The following is a 24,201-nucleotide window of genomic DNA, read 5'->3' as shown; positions in this document are numbered from 1 at the left end:
AACCTATTCCACATCACGCAACAAAGAAATGAAACGCGTACCGATAATTTCACTCATCTGCATTAAAAATAAGCTACCCATACTATAATGAAAACGCGCTTCATCTCGACTACCAATTGCGATTATGCCTTCCAACTGGGTAAATGCCATCGGAATAATGGCACTAGAACGAACTTCTGTCGCCACATCACCAAATAGAAACTGCGCTTGCGCCAAAGTTGGACGCCCACATTTTGGCTGATTAGTACTTAATTCATTTGCAAATAACTTTAAACGCTCATCATCTGGATCTACAAAGACATTATCCAATGCATAATCTAACTGTTTTTTGATAATTTTAACCGCAACAAAATCAGTAACAAAGCACTCTGCTAACACCACGTTCAAATTTGCAACTACTTCTTCCAGTGTATTTGCTTCTAGCAATGCCAGAGTTAATTCATGCATACGACTTAAAGACGCATCGTTTTCTCTTGCTATTTCAATAAGACCAATTAACTGACTTTCTTGTTCCTGATGCTTAGCTCTAAAAATTTCTAATTGCTTAGAAATCAGCGAGATGGCATTTCCACTAGGATGTGGTATATGCATTTTTTCCAGCAAATCCAAATGCCCCTGAAAGAACTCTGGATGCTGAAGCAAATAGGCAACAACCTGCGCTTCACTGATATTCGCTTGCTGTTCATCACTCATATTTCTATCCGTCCTTCATATACTAAAATAGCTGGACCTGTCATAAATACTGGATGACCACGCCCCAACCAGCGTATTTGCAATTCCCCACCCGGCAAACTCACACCTACATCCAGATCCAATAAATTTTGCTCAATCCCCGCAATGACAGCGGCACAGGCTCCACTACCACAGGCCAGAGTTTCCCCAGCGCCACGTTCATAAACACGCAACTTAATAGATTGGCGATCAATGATTTGCATAAATCCTATGTTAGCACGCTCAGGAAAGAGCGGATGCCGCTCCATTGCTGCTCCAATCGTCTCTAAAGCTGCATCAGCAACATTGTCAACTCGAATAACTGCATGAGGATTTCCAATAGACAAAGCCGCAAATTCAACTTCATTATCGTCTATATTAACGTTATAAAGCGTTGATTCATCGGCCATCACTAATGGTATTGCATCCGGCTGATGCTTAGGAATCCCCATGTTTACAGTAATCAACCCTCTCTCATCCATGCGCAACACCAATTGCCCTGATAGAGTATCGACCACTATTTCATGTTTATTAGTCAGTTGTTTATCTAGAACAAATTTGGCAAAACAACGCGCACCGTTGCCGCATTGGCCAACTTCGCTTCCATCGGCATTAAAAATACGATATCTAAAATCAGCATTTTCTTGCAATGGTTTTTCAATTAATAATAACTGATCGCATCCTATACCAAAATGGCGATCAGCAAAAAAGCAAATTTGCTCAACTGTCAGATTGATAGACTGACTAATTGCATCAATGACCACAAAATCATTGCCCAAGCCTTGCATTTTACTGAAATTAATTATCATGCTTCACGAATCCAAAAGCTGTTCACCGGCCCACAATTGCTCAATATTTTCCCTAGCTCTAATTAAATGACTACGCCCACCATCCACCATAACTTCAGCGACACGTGGCCTGGAGTTATAATTTGAACTCATAGAAAAACCATAAGCACCCGCAGAACGTACCGCTAACAAATCACCTTCGGCAAGTTTTAAACGTCTATTTTTTCCCAAAAAATCCCCAGTTTCACATACAGGCCCAACAATGTCCCACTCTCGCTCAGCACCCTCCTCTTCAGCAACAGTTACGGGTACAATATCCTGCCAAGCGCCATAAAGCGAAGGCCTAAGCAAATCATTCATAGCCGCATCGACAATCGCAAAATTTTTACCTGCAGTCGGCTTCAAATACTCCACTCGAGTTAACAACACCCCGGCATTACCGACAATGGCGCGCCCTGGCTCTAATAAAATCTCAAAACTTCGCCCGGCCAAACGCTGCAATAAAGCCTTAATATACTCAGCAACCTGCGGCGGTTGCTCGTCACGGTAACAGATACCAAGCCCTCCGCCTAAATCCAGATGATGTAATTGAATCCCCTCTAACTGCAATGCATCCACTAATGTCAAGACGCGATCCAAGGCATCAATAAAGGGTGCAGTTTCAATTAATTGTGAACCAATATGGCAGTCAATACCCACTACTTTTATGTGCGGCATCTTTGCTGCACGCCGATATTCAGCAATAGCAACACTAATATCAATTCCAAATTTATTTTCTTTCAATCCAGTAGATATATATGGATGAGTTTTTGCATCAACATCAGGATTTACCCTAAGTGACACTGGCGCAATCACACCTAATTGCCCCGCCAAACGATTAATTCTATCCAGCTCGGCACTGACCTCAACATTAAAACAACGAATACCTAATTGCAGTGCTAACAGAATTTCATCTTCACGCTTACCTACACCTGAAAATACAATTTTATCAGGACTGCCACCTGCAGCTAATACGCGCTGCAGCTCACCAGCAGACACGATATCAAAACCCGACCCCAAGCGCGCCAATACATTAAGAATAGCAATATTTGAATTTGCCTTAACCGCATAACAAATCAGATGCGGGTGCTGAGCAAAGGCAGAATCAAATGCCCGCCATTGCCGCTCTATAGAGGCACGGGAGTAAACATAGCAGGGCGTATTATATTGTTCTGCAAGCTCTGCAAGAGCAAATTGTTCGACATATAACTCATCCAGCTGATAATTAAAATCATCCATAGTCATTTTTCAGGGGGAACGTAAACAGGGGGTTTATTATTATCAGGCAAATACAAAGGACCTGGCTGACCACAGGCTTGAAGCAACCACAAAATTAGAACAAGGTAAAGGGTATTATATTTCATACAAAATTAGGATACTGGCGTGAAGAAATAAACGCGCATCAAACTATCAATAAACTGAGCGACCAAAGTAAAAAAACAGGTGCCGAAATATAGCACAGCGCAGCCAGAACACAGACAAAAAAGAATAAGAACTTGACGTATTATTCCAGAATATTTTGAGAATATTGATTTAAACTTCCCTGAATAGCCTTTTTTACTCTTACTGGATTCTATAATTAACAGTATTTTTAGCAGTGAAAAATGAAGTATGATTTAGCATTATTTCTGTCATAATCTTATGCTACCATTTAATAATTAGCTTGTATGTAAATTGTTATCGCCCTGAAAACGGCTATGTTTGTCTTGCCCAATGAATAGCGTTAAGCTATTGCCAGCAACCAATCAAGTACAAAAGAAAATTAAGGTTTACCCAAGTTCATTACCTGCCGAATTCACTAAGACAGAAAACGATTAAGTTGCAGCAGGTTACTGAATATTAAAACGTTTTAGGCTCATTTTAAAATAGACTGTATATCAACATGGATGCAAGCAAACGAGTAGCCAAAAACACCGGCATCCTCTATATACGGATGATAATTACGGTCTTCATATCTCTCTACGCCACACGATTAACCTTAGCCGCATTAGGAACAGAGGATTTTGGTTTGTTTGGCATAGTGGGCGGTGCTATCGCCATGCTGGGTTTTTTAAATTCATCAATGGCCGCCGCTAGCCAACGCTTTATGTCATTTGCACAAGGCGCTGGTGATACACTAAAAATTAAGCGCATCTTCAATATGAGTATGCTGTTACATATCATTACAGCATTTTTTGTTTTACTGTTATTGCAAATTGCAGGCCACTATTTCTTCAATGGCATTTTAAATATAGCTGAACAGCGTATGGCTGCTGCCAATCTGATTTATCAATTTCTAGTCATCAGCACCGTTTTATCGATACTTTCTGTACCTTATGAAGCTATCATCACTGCGCACGAAAATATGTTTTTCTATGCGCTACTGGCAATAATTGAATCCCTACTCAAACTGGCAATTGCCATTTTCATTACTAAAAGTCATTTTGATCATTTAGTTTGCTATGGCTTTTTAATGGCTAGCTTATCAATACTCCTGCTTATTTTCAGATTGATTTACTGTCACTGGCATTACAGTGAATGCACGCTAAACTTACGAAAATATTTTGATAAACAACTACTAACACAAATGACTGGGTTTAGCGCATGGTCTTTTCTGGGCTCGGCCAGCACCATGATTTCCAATTATGGACAAGGCATTATTATTAACATATTTTTTGGCACTGCTATTAATGCTGCACAATCAATAGCCAACCAAATTAGTGGTCAGCTTGGGGTATTGTCTGTCAATATGTTAAAAGCTTTAAACCCACTGATAGATAAAAGTGCTGGCGCTGGTGACAGAAATTTAATGTTGAAAGCCACCCTGATGGGTAGCAAGGTTTCTTTCTTTTTAGTAATGGCACTCTATATTCCTGCCATTATAGAAATGCCATTTTTACTGCAAACTTGGCTTAAAAATGTCCCTGATTTTGCTGTTATTTTTTGTCGATTGCTATTAATAAGAAATCTGATTGAACATTTTTTCTACCCTTTGGTTTCAGCGATTTCTGCAGTGGGTAACATTAAATCCTACCAAACTGTCTCGTCGTTAATAACACTATTTCCGTTACCCATTTCATATTTTTTGTTTCAGGCAGGTTATCCAGCGTACAGCATATATTTAGTTTACATTTTCTACGCCATGCTCGCATCCGCTATCATTCTGTTGTATAGCAAAAAGCACTGCGCTCTATCTCTGATCAATTTTCTGACCAATGTCCTTCTTCGTTGTGGATGTTCATTTTTACTCGTTTTTAGTATTTCATACTTACCTCACTACTACTTTGATTATGGCAATCTGCGCTTTATTACCACCTTGGTACTCAGCATCATCAGTTACCTGATAATTGTTTTGTTTTTAGGATTTTCAGGCGAAGAAAGGTCAAAATTCAAAGAAATACTCGCCCCGGTCACTCATAAATTTGGACGCAGAAAATGTTTACCGTAGTCATACCACTGTATAACAAAGCTCATATTTTAGTGCGTACTTTAGTTTCAGTACTCACCCAAACCTACGCCGAATTTGAAGTGGTCATCGTTAACGATGGTTCTACAGATAATTGGGAAGAAGCAATTAGCATCTTTAGTCACGACACTCGCATCCGCATCATAAACCAATATAATCAAGGCGTTAGTGCTGCACGAAATAAAGGCGTAGAGTGTGCTCGGTATGAGTACATAGCATTCCTAGATGCTGATGACGAATGGTTACCGGGTTATCTACAAAAGATGCGCGAAGCCATCGAATTATTTCCTTCGGCAGGCATGTATGGCTGCCCAAGCTGGCACCGAAATATTATGACCGGACAAGCTGGCAATGCAATATTGAATCGCTACAAAGACAAAATACAAACCATTGAGTATTTTGAGAACCCACAAACCATGCCTCATATCAGTGCCACTGTCGTGGCCAAAAGCATTTTCAACCAGATTGATAACGGTAATGGCTTTCCGGTAGGGAAAAAACTTTGCGAAGACTGGAGTTGTTTTAACCGCTTGGCCTTTCTGGCACCTTATGTGTACGTTGGCTATTCTTTGGCTATTCGTAATAATGGTGTAGATGGTCAAATTACTGGCTTAGCCAGAACTGAACAAATTAAAATGATGCAATATGTAGTTGATTTTTTCAATTTGACTCATGAATTTTCACTCAACTATCCCGAAAAGCAGCGTTTATTTACTATTTTCTTTAAATATGACGTCAGAAATCGCATTTTGTGCCAACTCAGAGACAATGATCACAGCACTCTACAATTCTTGCTAAGCAAACTCAACCCTGCCTGCCTAAATGAATTTTCGGCATTTGAACTCAAACTTTACCGCATTCAAAACCTTAATATTCTTGCAAAGATTTACATATATATTACAAAGTTAGTCTGGCGAAGCCACGGTTTTCCCATTGTAGGAAGAAACTAACAGGAGGAATATCAAGTTATTAAAAGTTTGAATACATCTATGCATATTCGTTCAAACCGAGAAACAAAAAAATACGTTTCTTACACTGTCGTGTAGTAGCCTTATGTAGCTTAACTCTGACAGCGTGCCAATGATGTTTTATCGGTGACAGAGTTTGTTGCTATAGTTTTCTAAGACAAAGCAATCTACGACGCATTCATCCATAAACATGGGCAAACTAACTGCCGACAGTTTTGAAAATCAATTAACTGAATACATATACACTTTGCTTAACATACACATAAGCAAACCTTAAAGACTACATTTGGCATACCAATACTTACAAAACGGCTGCCAACCTTTGTTAAACTATTACTAAACAGGATGAGGTTATTGCATGCGCTGGCTTTATGTACCGAATGAAAATATGGAAGGGGATCAAATTGGTCCACGTATGGCATTTGAAAAACTGCATCAGGAAGGTCAGTTTACTGCCTATTCCGCTTACTCATATCTGGTCAGACAAAAAATACTTAACAGCCATAGCGATGCATTACAAGAATTGCTGAAAACCGCTCAGGATTTCGCGCCCGATGTTATTTTCATCCAACATCCAAATAATGGTTATCCATTAGATCGCGCCTATTTAAAACAACTCAAAGCCATTCCAAGTCAACCAAAACTGGTATTATTTGAAGCTGATCCATACGGTTACATCATTAAACGCATGGATGACACACTAAAAGCTGTTATTGCTGAAACCGACCTGTGTTATCTAGTTGGCGCAGGAAAGTTGGTAGACATGGCCTATGCTGCTGGAGCCCAAAAAATACGCTTTGCCCCCCACTCCTATGACAGCCAACGCTTTGGCACACCGTGGCAACCCACATTGAGTCGAAGCTATGATGCTGTAATGATTGCAAATTTACCCTGCATAAAACGTATTCCCTGGTTATATGTACCCGGAGGACGTAGCCGCAAACAAACAGCGCAATTACTATACCAACAACTGGGTGATAGACTTGCTGTTTATGGTGGAGGACTAGGCTGGAAAAATGCTCCCTATTGCAAAGGCGGAATCGCCTTTGACAAACAGGGCGAAGCTATCCGTGACGCCTGGATGAGCTTTAATTGGGGGCAATACGATGATATTGCATTTTATGCCTCAGATCGCCTACCAATTAGCATTGCTTGCGGTGTCCCACATATTACCAATTACCAACCCGGTTATGAACATATTTTTAGCAACATCCCGGGCTTATTCATTATAAAAACACCACGCGAAGCTGTGGATGTTGCCCTGTATATACTTAGCCTACCTATTGAACAACGCAATGAACTGGGTTTTCAGGCAGCAGAATATGCTCGTGAACACCTTGAGGCCTGCGTCGTTTATAAACAAGTAGCCGCAGTCATTCGTGAGCAATTATTCAACAATCAATCTAGCTTTAGCGGACACCAAGCGTTATGAAACTTCATATTGGCATTGCCGCTCCCATTGCCAGCACTGATATCGCCGATCTTTTGCAAGATAAACCTGACACCTTACCCGCTGGCTATACGGGTGCGCCTTTTACAGGCGTAATTATCAGGGAACTATTGAAGCAAGGACATAAAGTTTCTGCCTTTACTACCGATAACTCCATATACCCTGAAGCAGAGATCATCAAGCTTACAGGTCCAAATTTTGAATACTATATTTGCGCAGAACGACCTCGTGCCTGGCGATTTAACAGGCGGCATATTGGACGCGCAATTGATACGTTTGGTTATGAAAGACGCTTGCTCACCAAAGCAATCAATAGTGCAAAACCCGAGTTTATTCATGCTCACTGGACTTATGAATTTGCTCTGGCGGCCATTAAAACCAAGATACCGCATCTAATCACCTGCCACGATGCACCAGCGGTAATACTAAAATTTAATCCATATCCTTATCGAGCCATGCGTTATCTGATGGCTCGCCAGGTATATCGTCACGGCAAACATTTTTCTACAGTTTCCGATTATATGGTCGGCGCAGTACAACACTACACATCCGTTCCAATTCGAGTGGTACCTAACCCTTTAGCAGATTTTGTATTGACTGCAGGCCGGATTCGCGTAAAACCCGACACCAAACGCATAGGCTTGATTTGTAATGGCTGGGAATCTCGTAAAAATCCACAACCTGCCTTACTCGCTTTTGCGCAATTCCACAAAATCCATCCTGAAGCTGAATTACATTTATACGGGCAAGGCTTTGGTCCAAATCAAGCTGCCGAAAAATGGTGTCAAGAACAGCAAATTACTAAAAACCTGTTTTTTCACGGATCCATGCCTCACAAGGCGTTGATTACGCAACTAGATCAATTGGATTTATTATTACATCCAGCATTAGAAGAATCATTTGGTGTAGTTATCGCAGAAGCAATGTCACTAGGCTTACCCATAGTAGCAGGCAGCAATAGCGGCGCCGTTCCTTGGGTTGTAGGTAATAATGAAACAAACAATATATTATGCTGCGCAGTTTTAACTGATGTTAGTAATCCATTAACCATTCTGGCTTCATTAAATACCGCATTTGATAGTGATTATCAACAACGTTCAGCTGCCGGATACAATAGGGCACAAAAAATATTTGCTCCTGAAGTGGTTTGTGTCAAATATCTGGAGTTATATCAGCAGATTTTAAATAGCATTACCACTTAGGATAGTTCCGAATGTCTGCACAGTTTTTATACCAATTGACTAAAAGAGTACAAACAGCCATATTGACTCGCTGGTGGAACCTAAGCGGGCGCTGGTTATTAAATTTAGAGGGTGTTAGTTTTGAACAAGCGCCCACTTTGTATGGATGCCCTATCGTCTCCCTAAGTCCAAATAGTAAAATCTCACTTGGCAAAGATGTGGTACTTTGTTCTAACTCACATTTTACTGCCTTAGGCGTATCTCGCCCAGTGATCCTGCGCACACTTAGACCAAATGCCAGCATTACTATTGGCAACGATACAGGAATGAGCGGCGTTGCTATTTGTGCGGCTGTTTCTATACAAATTGGCGCAAATTGTTTATTTGGTGCAGACGTACAAATTTTTGACACTGATTTTCATAAAATAACTGCCGATAACAGACGTCATGATGATAATCCCGATCATATTGCTGCCGCACCAATTATTATTGAAGATAATGTTTTTATAGGCGCTGGCAGTAAAATCATGAAAGGTGTGCGTATTGGCCAAAATAGCGTGATAGGCGCAGGATCAATTGTAAGTAAAGATATTCCTCCCAACTCAATTGCCGCGGGGGTACCGGCTAAAGTGATAGCTAATATGGCAATTTGAAGCCACCGACCTTGCACTAGAAACTAGATAGATTTTTTGCATACCAATATCAATGATTTATATTATATTACACTCACCTGACTTCGAGAGAATATCCCAATTGTTTCTAATTATGAGGCGCTATGAACTCAGAGTTTAGATGGAAAAAGCTAACCGTAATCACTTTATGTATATATCTATTTTGGGGGACTTTTGGCCTGGATATAACTATATATCATAGCCTAGAACGCTTCCCATTACATAGAGGGTTAATAGTATTAACGATTTTTTTAGCTGTAGTTAATAGCAATGCCGTATTTCAGACATTAAGTCAGTTAAAGTATTTGTTTATTATGATTCTATATGTGCTTTTATCAGCATTATGGGCAAGCGATGCCGAAGATGTTTTAAAAGGTTTTATTTTTCTTATTTCTATTCTATTTATCAGTATATGTGCCGGATTGGTTTTTGAGTCATCACGATTACTGATTATTAGGTATGTTTTTTGGTTGTATTTGGCGATGAATTTAGCCAGTATTTATGTAGCCAGCCAATACCCATCACTCGGTACTTTAATGATAGGTGCAAAATTAAGATGGGTTGGCATCACTACACATCCTAATGCCTTAGGCGGTAGTGCGCTGTTAGGCATGTGGTTATCAACTAATTTATTTTTTATGTCTAAAAGTTTCCTAGAAAAATTAATTTGCTTGTTTTCTGCTTTTGTAGCATTTTTTATTGCTATTAAAGCAGACAGCATGACAGGAGTAATTGCTTCAGCCATTGTCGCCAGTTTAGTTATCTATTTTTATATCGGAAACAGGCTAAATTTTGCCACCAAATTAATCATCGGATTTTGTGCCATTATCAGTATTGCTGGCATTTTAGGTCTTATGACCAGCGCGGATGAAATTGTTTCAGGTGCCTTTAGCGCCAGTGGGCGATCAACCAATTTTTCTGGACGAACTATCTTATGGGAAAAAGCCTTGATAGCGGCTACCGAAAGTCCATTGTTTGGCTATGGTTTTGATGGCTTGGAAGAGCTAACCAATAAATATCATTTTGCAATGTCACATATGCATAACGGCTATCTTGAGCTATTAGTTAAAGGTGGTAGTATTGCGATTTTTTTAATCGCTATGATCTTTTTAAAAACCATTAATTGTCTTCGTAAAATAAGAAAAACAGACGAAAAAAGTTATATTTTTCTAAATACCGGATTTATCATGATACTACTGCATAGTTTTACAGAATCCTCGTTATTTAGAGGTATGGACTCTTTGAATATTATGTTTATGTTTATCGCCGCTTCTTCAGTTGTTTTGTATAGAAAACTCAAAGTCTCATAACAATATCAATGACCAGTTTTTCAAGCATCGTGAAGTAAGCGTTTTCTAGGGAATTAAGAGAGTTAGCTATGCAAGATAAACATTTTTTTAACTTATACAGCTTTTACATACTGATATTTTGCTTCATAATTTTATTTTTTGTTAGCCGTTTTGGTTTTAATTATCCAACTCCCTGGGAAGATGAATCCGCATTTCTTCATCAATCGCTCGGCTTTTACCGACATAACACATTATTTTCTTCAGCATTAAGCGATAATCGCACCATTATGTGGATGCAGCCTGGTTACATGGTGGTTATGGGTTTCATTTACAAACTGTTTGGATATTCTTATGCAATATCTCGTCATGTTTCTCTTTTTGCATATTTAGTTTGTTTCATTATCATTACCCGCCTAGTGCAAATCAGAGTTTGTTCCCATGCCATTATTATACCTATTTTATTTTTTTTAACCCCTGCAAATTTAGTCTGTGCCAATATTGCCAGAATGGATGTTTTTATTCTACTATTGTCTTTGATTACGCTAATTTCACTACTAAATAAACGTTACCTTATTGTTATAGCTTTGATGATAATGGGTGTATTGACTCATTTTAATATGGTATATATTGCAGCCCCAATTGCATTTATATTATTAAATGACCTAAGAGAAAACGGATTAAAAAAATTTTATACAGCACAAAATATAGACTTTTTTATTTTATTCTTCACCATAGCATTATTCATATGCTACATAAATTATGTCAATGACAATTATGCTAGCTTTGTACAAGATATGGCTTTTCAGTTTTCGAGGAAACTTTCACGCAAACCAATCTACACAGATTTTACTAAAACCTCTATTTTAATTTTTATTTCTCTATTCAATTTATATACTCTTTATTATGCCAAACGTTTGGCATTAATTTTTTTCTCATTTTCCTTGTCTTTCTATATGATTTGGGGCATAGGCAAAGAAATGTGGTATGCAGTTTTTCTTAATGCCGCCATAATGATGTTTATATTAGGCTTATGGACTATGTTAAGCAAAAAGCCCTACAAATATGCCTTAACGTTATTTACCTGCATTCTATTTTTACTTGAATGGCAAAGAGGTTTTGCAGGAATGCATCCGCAATTATTTCAAGAGGAATATATTGACAAATCAACATTGCAACTCATTGAAAACAAAATTATTGACCTCAATTCAGATAACAAAGATCATAAAAAAACCATCTCTTTTGTTAATGAGGGTGATGAGCTTTTCTTTATCGACTTTTTAGAAAAAAATAATATAGAAATCATTCATCGCTTACCCTTCGACAATTCTAGAATTGCCGATATCTGTGTCTTTATAAATAAATCAATCAATTCTGACTCTTTATTGATATCTAGATCAATACCTGAATATAATTATGCCTTAATTACAACCAAAACTACTGGCGAATTAAATACCCTATTAAAATAAGGTAAACAAAGATAATCGCTATAAAGATTAAATAATAGGCTCGGTAAAAAATATTTCTGTAGGCAATGTCGAAAAACCTGGATTTTTACTTTTAGACACCCAAAAAACTCTTGATTAACATAGATCAATGTTCGCCTTAATCTTATAAAAAGTTCATTTTTCTACCTAACTTACAGATATGCTTCTGTCAAAACGATTAATCACCAACATAAAATTTAATGTATATTTTGTCAAGCTACTTGTTTTTTGCTTCTTACATTAATAATTATGAAATATTTCATGCGTAAACTAGTTTTAGAATTGAACCCTATACGCTTTTAGTCAAACTGGTATAAAATTCACTTTAGACAATCGTGGTCTGTTTAAGGACACTAATGAATGCATAAGAATAACTTTACCAAGCAAGCTTTTCATTCTGACGATCTAATTACTACCCAACATATCTAAAAACTGTTGATATGCAGCATAGTGGCTTTTACTCTATTAGCTAAGTCTTTATTAACCAGCAGTTGATTACGTTAACGAATACATGTTCAATCCAGATGACCAAACTGAGCAACTGCATAAAAACCGTGATTGTTACCAATGTACCAGCGCCTTATCGAGTTCCTGTATGGCAACGCGTTGCGCAAACGGATGGCATAGACTTGGAACTAATATTTTGCGCGCCTGCCCACATAGATACTACGACTAAACCAACAGAATATGGCTTTAAGTTACACTTTTTAACTGGCCGCTACTTGGCTATGCAGCGTCGTTTTATGCATTGGGATACCGATGTTTGGTCTTTACTTACACAATTACAACCCGATGTGATCATTACAACAGGTTATATTCCAACTTTTTTATTTGCATTTGCCTGGTCGTTACAAAAAGGTGTGCCGCATATTGCCATGACCGACGGCACCGCAAACTCAGAAAAAACTCTTACGTTTGTACATCGGCTATTACGTAAATTCGTGTTGCGACGTAGCGAATCTTTTATAGGTGCATGCTTAGGCTCAACCACCTTATTCAAACAATACGGGGTATCTCAACAACGCATACATTTATCTTGTCTTTGTGCGGATAATGCAAAATTTAAATTACCACCAATAAATAAATCTACAGACTTTATATTCTGTGGTCGTTTGCTTGCTCACAAACACCCCCAATTTGCACTGCAAGTTGCTCAGCAAGTTGCCCTGCGTTTAGGAAGAAAAGTCTCAATAGATTATGTCGGCAGCGGCCAACTAGAAACACAATTACGCAGTTACGCTGCTGAAATCAGCGCTCAAGTTGATTGTCGATTCCTCGGTTATGTTACCCAAGCAGAACTGCCTGCTTGCTATGCAAATGCCAAAGTTTTTCTGTTTCCATCTGAATGGGATCCATGGGGCGTTGTTGCAAATGAAGCCTGCGCTGCAGGTTTACCCGTGATTGTTTCACCACATCCAGGCTCTGTGACGGAGCTATTAGTAGATGGGATTAATGCTTTTGTGCGAGACTTGGATGTTGAACAGTGGACACTCGCAGCGATTAGTTTATTGACCAACCAAGAACTTTATGATCAGTTCTCGCAAAACTCTCGCTCACAAGTGGCTAATTACAATTATGACAATTCTGCACAAGGTATGATTGAGGCTATTAAGCAAGCAGCTGAGCAAAAGACCTAATAACCATTATTTTTAGGTCTCTGCCAAAATTTCTTTTTGTTTATCGCAAAGCAGGCACAGATTGTGTAAAAAAATTTACATCAATTATTGCCACAAAGTAACCATGCTAAATGCAAGGTTGAATAATAAATTAAGACTTATATTATCTGAAATTAATGATCGATTATTAGTTAACGTATCTATAAAAACAAACATCCATGAAAATAGTTATCTTCCAACCTATGTTAAAAAAATATCGTTTAGATTTTTTTGAACAGCTAAACCAAACACTCGTCGCGAATAACCATGAGTTACGCGTTGTCGTTGGCACACCGTGGAAAGAAGAACGAGAACGAAATGATACTGCCGTTGTGGATACAGGTTATTATTTTTTTGAAGAAAGTTATTGGCTATTCAAGAATAAAATTCATATTTTAAAAAATGTTTTAAAACATATATTCTGGGCGGACATTATCATCACAGAACAGGCCAATAAACATCTACATAACTATTTTTTACTACTACTAAGCTATTTAAATATCAGACCATTTGCTTATTGGGGGCACGGCATGAACCGCCAAATTGATCCCAATTCGTTCAGAGAACGATTTAAACGATACTTAGCGATAAGACCCGATTGGTGGTTTGCTTATACTGAAAGTGTATGTGAATATTTAACAAATATTGGTTTCGATAAAAATCGTATATCAGTATTAAATAACAGCATAAATACTCTAAGATTTAAACAATCAATTAATAGCTTAACTTCTCAAGATATACTAACATTTAAAGATAATCATAAAATTGGTTACAATACAAAAATAGGGCTATTCTGCGGTAGCTTACATCAAGACAAGGATATACATTTTTTACTTGAGAGTGCTGTTTATATACACCAAACAATACCTGATTTTTTATTATTAATTGGTGGTAGTGGTTTCCATAAAGAATTAGTTGAAAGCTACACAAAAAAATATGATTTTATTATTTATCTAGGCAGATTAGATGGTCATAAAAAAAACTTAGCTTTTCTCTGTGCAGATGTATTTTTAATTCCCTGCATGGTTGGCCTTGGCATTATAGATGCATTTACAACCGGCTTACCTCTAATTACTACCAAACAAAACACTCACAGCCCTGAAATTGATTACTTGAAACCAAATTATAACGGCATCATAACTGATTACTCTCTACAAGCTTACGCTGAAGCGGTAATATCTGTTTTAAATTCTAATACTTTGCTTGAATTTTTAAAATCGAACGCTCTGAGTAGCAGCAATCTCTATACTATAGAAAACATGGTAAAAAACTTTGTTACCGGATTAGATAAATTTATTGCGGATAAATACCCCCTCTCCTCATGACTGATATTATCATTGCTACAATCATGCGTCCCACCGGAGAAACTGGTGTACAAACCCATTGTAATTCTTTAATGAATTATCTATCACAACACCATATAAGCCACCGATTAATAACGCCTTTCAGTTATTATAACTGGCTGGTATATCCGATATTTGCTTTACGAAAAATATTGCATGTTTTTTCTGGCACCCTAAGCGTGTGGTGGTACCGACACTGGCATGCCTATTTTTTACAATTAGCTTTGCAGCAACAATTACAATCAGGTATCGATTGTGTTATCTATGCGCAATGCCCGGTTTCTGCTGCCGCTGCACTAAAAGCACGTATCACTTCACAACAAAGAGTAATAATGGTTACTCACTTTAATATATCGCAGGCTGACGAATGGGTAGGAAAAGGGATCATTTGCAAAAACAGCACCTTGTATTGCAATATTCAAAAATTTGAAGCCCATATATTACCGCAACTGGATGGACTAGTATTCGTTTCTGAATTTATGCAAAAAGAGCTATATCAGCGCATACCTGACATAACTCAAGTTGAAGCTATTATTGTACCCAATTTTTTATCCGATCCTGGTGCACCTGAAATTACCCATCCATTAACAGATTTGATTTGTATTGGTAGCCTTGAAACACGTAAAAATCAGAAGTATTTGCTTGAAATCATAGCAGCATTACATGCACAAAACTCTGACTTAAGTGTCACTATTGTAGGTGATGGTCCAGACAGAGCTTTATTAGAAGAAACAGCAACTAGATTGCATATTAATCATTTGGTTAAATTTAGCGGCTTTATTAGTAATGCAGCAGAGCTGATTAACTCGCATAAAGCTTGCATTCATGTAGCAACGATTGAAAACTTACCGATCACCTTAATTGAAGCGCTGGGACGTGGCCGCCCAATATTCGCTACACCCGTAGGTGGAGTGATGGAAATACTGGGAGATGGCTCCGTGGGTATTGCTTTACCTTTAAACGATGCGCAAAGCGCCGCTCGTCTAGTTTCTGAGGCCATGCAAAATGCCGCATGGATGACAAAAGCGGCTAGCGCAGCTCGCCAACGCTTTCTAAACCAATATGCAAGTAGCGTTTCTGCGAAACGTTTAACACAATTTCTGCTACAAACTTCCGAATGCTAATCAATATAGTTTTTATTTTTCTGCAAGAATATTCAATATTCAAACTAGATCAATTTATAAATTAAGATAAATACACAGACGATTGCTAAATTTTAGGAAAAAATATGCGCATAATTTTCGATGCCTATGAACTTGTTCTGGGCCAGGGAAAAAGTATAGGCATTTATAACTATGCTAAAAACTTGCTAAATGCAATGACAAAAGTTATTGATAATAATACTGAAATAATAGTTATTTGTAATGCGTCAAACCGCAAGGACTTTACTATTGAACATACATCTGTCAGTCAATTTATTGTCTCGGATTCTGTGCCAGGCAAATTTTCAAGATTAGCCTGGTTTTTCGGACAAGCTGCACTTAATGTAAAAAAACTGGCCGGTGATATTTATTTTTCCCCAAAAGGGTTTCTACCTATAGGGATTAATTACTTTTCGCCCAATATTAAAACGGTTATTGTCATTCATGATTTGATACCTTTATGGTACGCTGATCACCATCCTGGATATTTTGGTCGATTAGAAGAGTTATTTATCAATACTTCTATCGTTTCAAGTATAAAACGCACCGATAAAATTATCGCCATATCAAAAACGACTGCAGATGACATTACAGCTCGATTTGGCTGTGAAAATACGATTTCTGTGGTTCATAATGGCATTACCACGTTTCCTCCAAGTGAAAGAAAATACGCATTTCCATATATTTTTGCCATGGCATCACAATTACCTCATAAAAATGCAGCCGGGGTACTAGCTGCTTATCAAACTTATCGAGATTTAGTTGCTAACCCACTACCGCTTGTTTTTTGTGGCGTTACCGAAACAAATCAACCTGGCGTAATAGCTGTTAAAGGTATTAACGATAACGACCTGCATGCCTGTTACGCATTCGCCGATTTGTTTGTTTTTCTTTCTTTAATTGAAGGATTTGGATTTCCGCCAATTGAAGCCCTTGCTCATGGTACTCCTGTTTTATGCAGTGATATTCCAAGTTTACGCGAAATAGGCAAAGACTTTGCAACATATGTCGATCCCACAAAACCGGATTTAGCCGCTAAAAAAATCGCTACACTACTGACTGAGAATAATTCTGCATCCCTCAAATTAGCAAGAACCGCTTTTTCTCAGGAATACAGCTGGACTCAATGCGCTTCTAAAATTTTAATGGCTATCAATTGCTAATCTGCCTAAAACACTACTTATGCGATAGACGACTAAAGATAATTCATCTGCGCAGAATAGGTTCAAATTGACTGACTGACAAAGTGAATTTCCACCTAAGTATCCAGATATATTTATCAATTCTTACAGCGACTATAACCTTAAATCTTACATTGCGATTAGCTTTCCGACTCTACCTGTCCTTTAGTACAATACCCAGGAATTTCAAACACTCTAGTATTCATAGCTACACGCTGCAATAAAAAGGCGTTATTTAGATATTGTTATAAAACAGTAATGCATGCGATACTATAGTTAAGACTGGCTTTAAATGTTTGAAGCCAGATTAATTTTGATGGTTAGTTTAAAAACTAATTATTCTGCAGAGTAATTGAAAGTTAAGCTAGGCCTAGAAAATTTGGGTTATAGCAATTATGATTCTCCGCAAAATAATTACACGATATTATAGACCTTATTTCTACAACTGGAGTCTGGTTTATTTTATTTGAAGTTTAGTAAAACTTCACGTAGTACACCTTGATTTACATTACAATTATTAATACCACAAGCTAAGTTTGTTATAATTTTATATTGACAGGACTATGAATACTCAACGTTTTCTGCAAAAACTCCCACTTTTACTCCAACTGTTTTTTGTTGGTATTCTGATATTTTTTGGAAATAGTTCTGTATTAGCTGAAGGTAGCCGAAGCTTATACCCCAATACCTATAATTCTCAGGGATCACGTGCCGATCTGGATCTGCAGCAAACATATTATTATCTTGGCATAATCCATCGAGTCACCTTTATTTATGTTTATGCCAATCAAGGTGAGTATATACTGTTAGGCTCCAGCAATATTAGTGCTGGTGGCGATATTCTGGTTTATAACCCTCAAAATTTTGGTACGACTGCCAATGAATCCATTACCAGCACATCCAATATACCCCTAGCAAACTTTTCCTGTGCTACAAACGGTGCAGGCAACAAAGGCAGTATCACTACGCGCGCAGCAGAGCTCGCTGGACCTGGTAGCGCAGATGGATCCAAAGTGGGCGGTTACACACCATGCGCATATAAAGCACCAACCACTGGCGTCTATGGTGTGGTTTATACTGCGGCAACCTCGGGCTACAATGTACCTAATGGTTTAATTGATACTATTTCACCCAGCACCATGTCGGTAGCTGCTTGGGATGTTACAGTAAGGAATAGCGCCAGTTCAACCAATGATATTAACGCTCGTGTATTTACTTATGCCTGGAATGGTTATACTGGATCAAATGGTCGTCCGCTATTTTCCACACTTTATTACGTTACCACAGATGGTTATCGGTATTCACAATCTCTAAATGGCATGGACCCAAGTGGTTTTTCTCTGTATGCTAACAGCCAAGGCTTTCTAGATAACGGTCAACCCCTATATAAAGACCTAAGAGGTAATTCGCAGTTTATTACTTACTTCCCAAACCCACCCGGCATCAATTATTTACCTGATGGAATTGTTCCGCAAACCCCACAATTCCCAATCTTTTTTAATGACATTAGCCCAAGTGGCGTCAATAGTAATCAGGCAAATACGGTACTAACTGCTTTAGGCATTCCAAATACTGCTCCCACACCCACGGTCTCCACGATAAACTTCACTGGTTCAGTAGGTAACGGGATTACTACTCCGGGTGCGGGTGCCAATATACAATTTACCACTACTAACACCATTACTTATCAAATAGTCATTAGTGTTGATGGCAAAAATTTTGATCCTGCATTATCCACTAACCGGGTATTAACAGGTATTGCACAAACCGGCATCCATACTGTTAACTGGGATGGTAAAGACAATAGTGGCAATATATTTCCAGTTGGTAAATACAGTTTCCAACTAGAAGGTCAAAATGGCAACATCCATTTACCAATTATTGATGACGAAGGCAATCAAAGTGGCGGCCCGACCATAACACGCCTAAACGGCGCCAACACACCCAATACTACAGCTTACTTTGATGACCGTGGCTATATCACTAGCAGTGGCGCAGTAATAGGTACGCCTAACGGGTTTTTATGCGGCAATGCTACTCCCACACCACCTGACCCAGATTTTAATTTGCTAGGCGTGGACTCTACGACTCCTTATCGTAACTGGCCGGGAAATGGTAACGCCAATCAAGACTGTAATAGCAGTGCAGGGTTTGGCGATTCCAAAGCTCTTGATCTCTGGTCGTACTACTCGACCGCGCCCATAACCACCAGCTTTACAATAACCAATACCGTTGTTGACTTGGCTACAGAGGTAACTGCGCCTAATTATGCAACAGCAGGCAGCACTGTAAATGGTAGTTTCAGTTTCGCCAACAATGGTAATAGCAGCGCTGATCATATAACTTACAGCTTTATTTTATCAGGCGTCAGTGCTGATGGAAAAACACCTATTACTATTAATGGGTTCACTATTGGTAACCTTCCAGCCGGCGGGTCTTATACTTATACTAACGGTATCGTCAAGCTAACCTTACCCAACACTTTAGCGGCAGCCTCAAGTATTTCCGGCATTACCTATAGTTACACCGCACCTAATTCAGGTACGGTTACAGTCAAAAGTTCAATTAATACCACGGATATTCCTAATCCAGATAGCTTTCAAAGCAATAATATTGCTAGCGTAAGTACAGCCTGTGGCTTCCTGGATGTATCAACAGCCGTTGGCGTTAATCCAACCTCAACAGATGTTGGCACTACCATAAATGGCACAGTAACTTTTGCTAATAATGGCAATGAACCGGTCAGAATCCCTGATCCAAATTCTACTACTGGCGGCACTATTCCAAATCCTAACTATTATGCCAATAATGTTAGCTACTCACTAAAAATTGGAACTAGCTCTAATTATCCAACCAATGTCACTGTTACTGGTTTACCAACGAGTGGTTATTCTTACGACCCAAGCACAGGCATTGTAACTTTTATAGGCTTACCAACTTCACTGCCTTCCAGCACCACTTACACAGTTAACTTTTCATTTGTAGCTGGAAAAGGCGCCATTCCAGTCACCAGCACCATTTCCACATCATCTGTTGATGCAAATTCAACCAATAACACAGCAACGACTAGTGTCAACGCTTTATTTTCTGACATGGGTATTTCTTTAACTGGATTCCCTGTAGATGCTAGCCCTAAGACACAATATACCGGCACACTAACTTGCTATAACAATGGTACCGAAGCGGCTACAAGCCCCATCTGTGGTTTATCAACAAATGTAGGCAGTCTAAGTAATTGTAAAGTGGGTACAGGACAAACATTTCAAACATGGAGCTCTGGAACACCAGTACCCGCTAATCAAAGCATCATTTGTACCGTTACAGCGACCACGGGTGCCAACGGCACATTGAATCTAAGTGCAAAAACGGGAGCAAGCAATGATCATAACTTTAACAATAATCAAACCACAGTCAGCCTAACCATTCCAGTTATCGCCGCCTATGATACCCCTACTATCAATGAAACATTTAGTGGTGGCACGATTAATGTTCTTACTCAGCTTTCAACGCCGGATACCTTGGGTAACTCTAATGTGATTGTCGGCACCAATATAAGTGAACCTACTTTTGTTAGCATCATTACGCCGACTGGCACCATTACCCCAACTGGCACACCTAGCAGCCTTGACGGTTTTTCATTTGATGCCAATGGCAATTTGATAGTACCTGTCAATACACCGACTGGCACCTATACTATCGATTATCAAATTTGCACCCTTAACAACCCAAATGCCTGTACTACCGCCAAAGTAAATATCAATGTGCAAGGTAGCGGCATGAGCGCTAGTTTAACTAACTTCCCAACCACACCTACCATAAGTGGAAATACGATTTCAGGCACCCTAACCTGCACTAATACAGGTCCAGGACCCGCAGAAAATCCTACTTGCACCAGCTCTTTCGGTACAACATCTTGCAGCCCCACCACTTTCCCAGCCTCTGGGTTACCAGTAGGCGGCTCTATAAGCTGTACTGTAAAAGGCACGGCACCGAATAACGGCCCACTAGTTATTACGGGTACTACAGGTGCGACTAATGCCCCTAGTAGTAAGGCTTCCACTACCATTCCTGTCAATACTAATACGTCATTAAACGTTAGTTTGAGTGGTTTTCCAGCAGCTGTTGCCAGTAGCGCTAAAAATGTACAAGGTACAGTGATTTGTAGCAATGCTTCAGGTACTGCCACTTTGCAAGCAACTACATGTGCAGCAAGTTACACTACGACCAGCTCTTCTAGCAGCGCACCTTTAACTATTAGTGCCTGCCAGCTGCTACCAGCAAATACTGCGGTTACACTTCCAGTTGATTTACCAGCCGGCAGCTCGATAAGTTGTACAGCTACATTGCCAACTGCTCCTGCCAGCGGGAAAATCAATGTCACAGGCTCAACTAGTGCAACAAATGATAACAATGGCAATACTATTACCAGCCCAACCACGATTATTCCGATCTTGTATACAACTAATAATGGCACCATAGACCTGCCAGTTTCCAGTAGCCCAACCCTGCTGACGGTATTAACTGGTGACAACCTGGGGGGTGCCAATGTTACGGTAGGTTCCAATATCACGACACCTACCATAACGGGTGGTTCGACTGATTTCACCTTTAATTCGAATGGACAATTAGTCGTGCCAGCCAATGAGCCAGCTGGCACCTATCCGCTGACTTATCAAGTGTGTACTTCAACAACACCACCCGCTTGCGATACTGCGACTATTACCGTAGTGATCAATCCAGCCCCAGCCGCTGAAAACGATGCAGCCAGCACTCTGCCTAACACTCCGGTAAATGTTGTGGTTACTGCAAACGACTCAGCTGCGGAAGGTGCTGCACTGGATTTGAAATCAGTCAATCTAAATCCAGGCACCACACTACAATCTGGAACTCCTAGCACCAAAACCATTTTTGGCGAGGGTACCTTCACTGCACCTAATGATGGTAGTGGTGAAGTAATTTTCACCCCTATAGCTGGTTTTGTAGGTGTCGTTACTGTGCCTTATACTGACTCTAGCCTGCCTTATCAAAATGGCGTTGTGCAAACCAGTAATACGGCAAACATTACTATTACGGTGTTAAGTACTGGTAAAATTGTTGCCAATGATGACTATGCCACAACAAACGCTTCAACTCCGGTAACCATCCCTGTGTTGGCAAATGATGTTGTTAGCGGCACTGGCGTAACTATCAATCCATCCACGCTATTATTTAACCCAGGAGGCAGCACTAAACCAACAGCCAATTACACTGTTGCAAATGTTGGTACCTGGAGTGTAGTGAGTGGTGAGGTTAAATTTACGCCAGTAGCCAACTACTCAGGTGTTGCATCTATACCCTATGTGGTCGATGACAATGCCAACCCAGCGAATGTTAGTAATACCGCTCAGATTACTGTAGTGGTTAATAGCACACCGCCTAATAGTGGTAGCACTCCTGTTAACGGTGTCAAACCGATAGCAAATAACGACAATGGAACTACTCAACCAAATACGTCTGTTACCTTGCCTATTCTTAATAACGACTTGGCATCAAACGGGTTCACTTTGCTTCCGTCAACAGTTAATCTTGCACCGGGTTCTGAACCAGTTAGTTCTGTTTCCACGCTGCAAGGTATTTGGTCTGTGGATAACTCAGGGTTATTGACCTTTGCTCCAGCAGCAATTTACGTGGACCCTGTTAGCCAAAGTGTTGGGCCATTTATCGGCACAACATCTATTACCTATACAGTCAACGATAACGGCACAGGCGGTGCAAGTAATACTGCTACTGCAACTGTGACTGTTAATGCTACAGGTTTAACTGCTAATCCAGATAGTGCATCTTCGGAACCCAGTATTCCAGTGACTCTATCACCGGCATCTAACGATGTAGCAGAAACAGGTGCAACTATTAACCCAAGCACGGTAAATCTTGCCACTGGCCCTATTGCTAACGGCACAAGTCCTTTTTCAACTACTGCTATTAACACCAGCACCACAATCCCTGGTGAAGGTACCTGGACAGTAACCGATAATAAAGGTACGGTGGTGTTTACACCACTGGCAACCTTTACTGGTACGGCTACTTTGCAATATCAGATTGAGGACAGTTTTGGCAATAAGGGTACTGCCACTATGACTGTTACGGTAAATCAATTCAGTGCAGCAACAATTACTCATTCTATGCCTTGGAGTACTGCACAGACGCCTAGTATTTGGACAATAAATTTCCTGTCTGCACAGACTGGTTATGTTCCCTCTGGAGCGACCTTTACCCCTACCAGCAATCCAAGTCATGGTAATTTAATAAATAAAAACGGCGTCTACACTTACACACCTACAATTGATTTTTTTAGTGCTCAGTCTAAACCTCCAATTAATGATACTTTTAATTATCAGGAATGTTTGCCAAGTCCATTTCAGTCAGACTGTGTATCAGGTCAAGTAGTTATAACAGTGAATTTCTTACTAAAAAATCCAATAGGACAATCATCACCATTGATTTTAACAGCAAGTACTTTGAGCACTGGATGTTTTCGCCCTGTGGAATTGTTTGTAAATGGTGGTAACGGTACCGGTGCAGTGAGCGTCTCAGCGACACCTGCAGGTGGAGCGGTTTGTCAACTTTATCAATATGGCGGTAATTGGTTCCTTAGAATTGCATCGATTCATGGCTCTTGTCAGATTACAGCTATCAAAGCTGGCGATGCAACTTATAGCCCGCTAACCACACAAACGCCTATTACGGTATCAATAAAATAAAGATTGTTATTATGAGTATGAGCCAAGCATAGTTGATATCAGAACATCAATTAGGCTTGGCTAAGCTATTTTTTGAATAGCTTATAATATTCTCCAATTAAGCAATGGTTTGAG

At 39.4% G+C, this 24,201-nt stretch carries 15 protein-coding genes; 12 read left to right on the top strand and 3 right to left on the bottom strand.

From position 1 onward, the window contains the following. Window positions 1-3: 3 nt before the first annotated feature. Genes ABH008_RS03845 through lysA form a run of 3 tightly spaced genes read right to left on the bottom strand, consistent with a single transcriptional unit; the run spans window position 4 to window position 2,777 of the window. The gene (locus ABH008_RS03845; protein WP_347988542.1) at window positions 4-693 is read right to left on the bottom strand and encodes a DUF484 family protein; all 690 of its coding nucleotides are present in this window, start codon (window positions 691-693) and stop codon (window positions 4-6) included. Continuing rightward, complete coding sequence (gene dapF / locus ABH008_RS03840; protein WP_347988541.1) at window positions 690-1,520, bottom strand: diaminopimelate epimerase; 831 nt, start codon at window positions 1,518-1,520, stop codon at window positions 690-692. The genes ABH008_RS03845 and dapF overlap by 4 nt, the downstream gene beginning before the upstream one ends. Before the next feature lie 3 nt (window positions 1,521-1,523). After that, window positions 1,524-2,777 (bottom strand): diaminopimelate decarboxylase, encoded by a 1,254-nt coding sequence (lysA, locus tag ABH008_RS03835; protein ID WP_347988540.1) that lies wholly within the window; start codon window positions 2,775-2,777, stop codon window positions 1,524-1,526. A gap of 643 nt (window positions 2,778-3,420) precedes the next feature. Here lysA and ABH008_RS03830 point away from each other — a divergent pair. The 12 genes from ABH008_RS03830 to ABH008_RS03775 all read left to right on the top strand — a co-directional run bounded on the left by ABH008_RS03830 (window position 3,421) and on the right by ABH008_RS03775 (window position 24,087). Continuing rightward, the gene (locus tag ABH008_RS03830; RefSeq protein WP_347988539.1) at window positions 3,421-4,965 is read left to right on the top strand and encodes a hypothetical protein; all 1,545 of its coding nucleotides are present in this window, start codon (window positions 3,421-3,423) and stop codon (window positions 4,963-4,965) included. Further along, window positions 4,953-5,933 (top strand): glycosyltransferase family 2 protein, encoded by a 981-nt coding sequence (locus ABH008_RS03825; protein WP_347988538.1) that lies wholly within the window; start codon window positions 4,953-4,955, stop codon window positions 5,931-5,933. The genes ABH008_RS03830 and ABH008_RS03825 overlap by 13 nt, the downstream gene beginning before the upstream one ends. 376 nt (window positions 5,934-6,309) lie before the next feature. Continuing rightward, on the top strand, window positions 6,310-7,383 hold the full coding sequence (locus tag ABH008_RS03820) for a hypothetical protein (RefSeq protein ID WP_347988537.1): 1,074 nt from the start codon (window positions 6,310-6,312) through the stop codon (window positions 7,381-7,383). Further along, entirely contained in the window at window positions 7,380-8,603 is a 1,224-nt protein-coding gene (locus ABH008_RS03815; RefSeq protein ID WP_347988536.1) for a glycosyltransferase family 4 protein, read from the top strand. Before ABH008_RS03820 ends, ABH008_RS03815 begins: the two co-directional genes overlap by 4 nt. An 11-nt stretch (window positions 8,604-8,614) precedes the next feature. Further along, window positions 8,615-9,235 (top strand): acyltransferase, encoded by a 621-nt coding sequence (locus tag ABH008_RS03810; protein WP_347988535.1) that lies wholly within the window; start codon window positions 8,615-8,617, stop codon window positions 9,233-9,235. A 122-nt stretch (window positions 9,236-9,357) separates the two neighbouring features. After that, window positions 9,358-10,563, top strand: a complete 1,206-nt coding sequence (locus ABH008_RS03805; RefSeq protein WP_347988534.1) for an O-antigen ligase family protein — start codon at window positions 9,358-9,360, stop codon at window positions 10,561-10,563. A 68-nt stretch (window positions 10,564-10,631) separates the two neighbouring features. Beyond that, window positions 10,632-12,008: a hypothetical protein gene (locus ABH008_RS03800; RefSeq protein WP_347988533.1), complete on the top strand. Its 1,377-nt coding sequence runs from the start codon at window positions 10,632-10,634 to the stop codon at window positions 12,006-12,008. Window positions 12,009-12,550: 542 nt separating this feature from the next. Further along, entirely contained in the window at window positions 12,551-13,663 is a 1,113-nt protein-coding gene (locus tag ABH008_RS03795; protein ID WP_347988532.1) for a glycosyltransferase family 4 protein, read from the top strand. Window positions 13,664-13,860: 197 nt separating this feature from the next. Next, window positions 13,861-15,006, top strand: a complete 1,146-nt coding sequence (locus tag ABH008_RS03790; RefSeq protein ID WP_347988531.1) for a glycosyltransferase family 4 protein — start codon at window positions 13,861-13,863, stop codon at window positions 15,004-15,006. Further along, window positions 15,003-16,148, top strand: coding sequence for a glycosyltransferase family 4 protein (locus ABH008_RS03785; protein ID WP_347988530.1), 1,146 nt, complete (start codon window positions 15,003-15,005; stop codon window positions 16,146-16,148). Before ABH008_RS03790 ends, ABH008_RS03785 begins: the two co-directional genes overlap by 4 nt. 104 nt (window positions 16,149-16,252) lie before the next feature. Continuing rightward, entirely contained in the window at window positions 16,253-17,329 is a 1,077-nt protein-coding gene (locus tag ABH008_RS03780; RefSeq protein WP_347988529.1) for a glycosyltransferase family 1 protein, read from the top strand. Window positions 17,330-17,910: 581 nt separating this feature from the next. Beyond that, window positions 17,911-24,087: an Ig-like domain-containing protein gene (locus tag ABH008_RS03775; RefSeq protein WP_347988528.1), complete on the top strand. Its 6,177-nt coding sequence runs from the start codon at window positions 17,911-17,913 to the stop codon at window positions 24,085-24,087. The last annotated feature ends 114 nt before the right edge of the window (window positions 24,088-24,201 follow it).

The organism is Methylomonas sp. AM2-LC, from assembly GCF_039904985.1.
Taxonomy (GTDB): domain Bacteria; phylum Pseudomonadota; class Gammaproteobacteria; order Methylococcales; family Methylomonadaceae; genus Methylomonas.
Note: the sequence above shows the minus strand (reverse complement) of the source record. Positions and strands in the feature narration are given on the sequence as shown.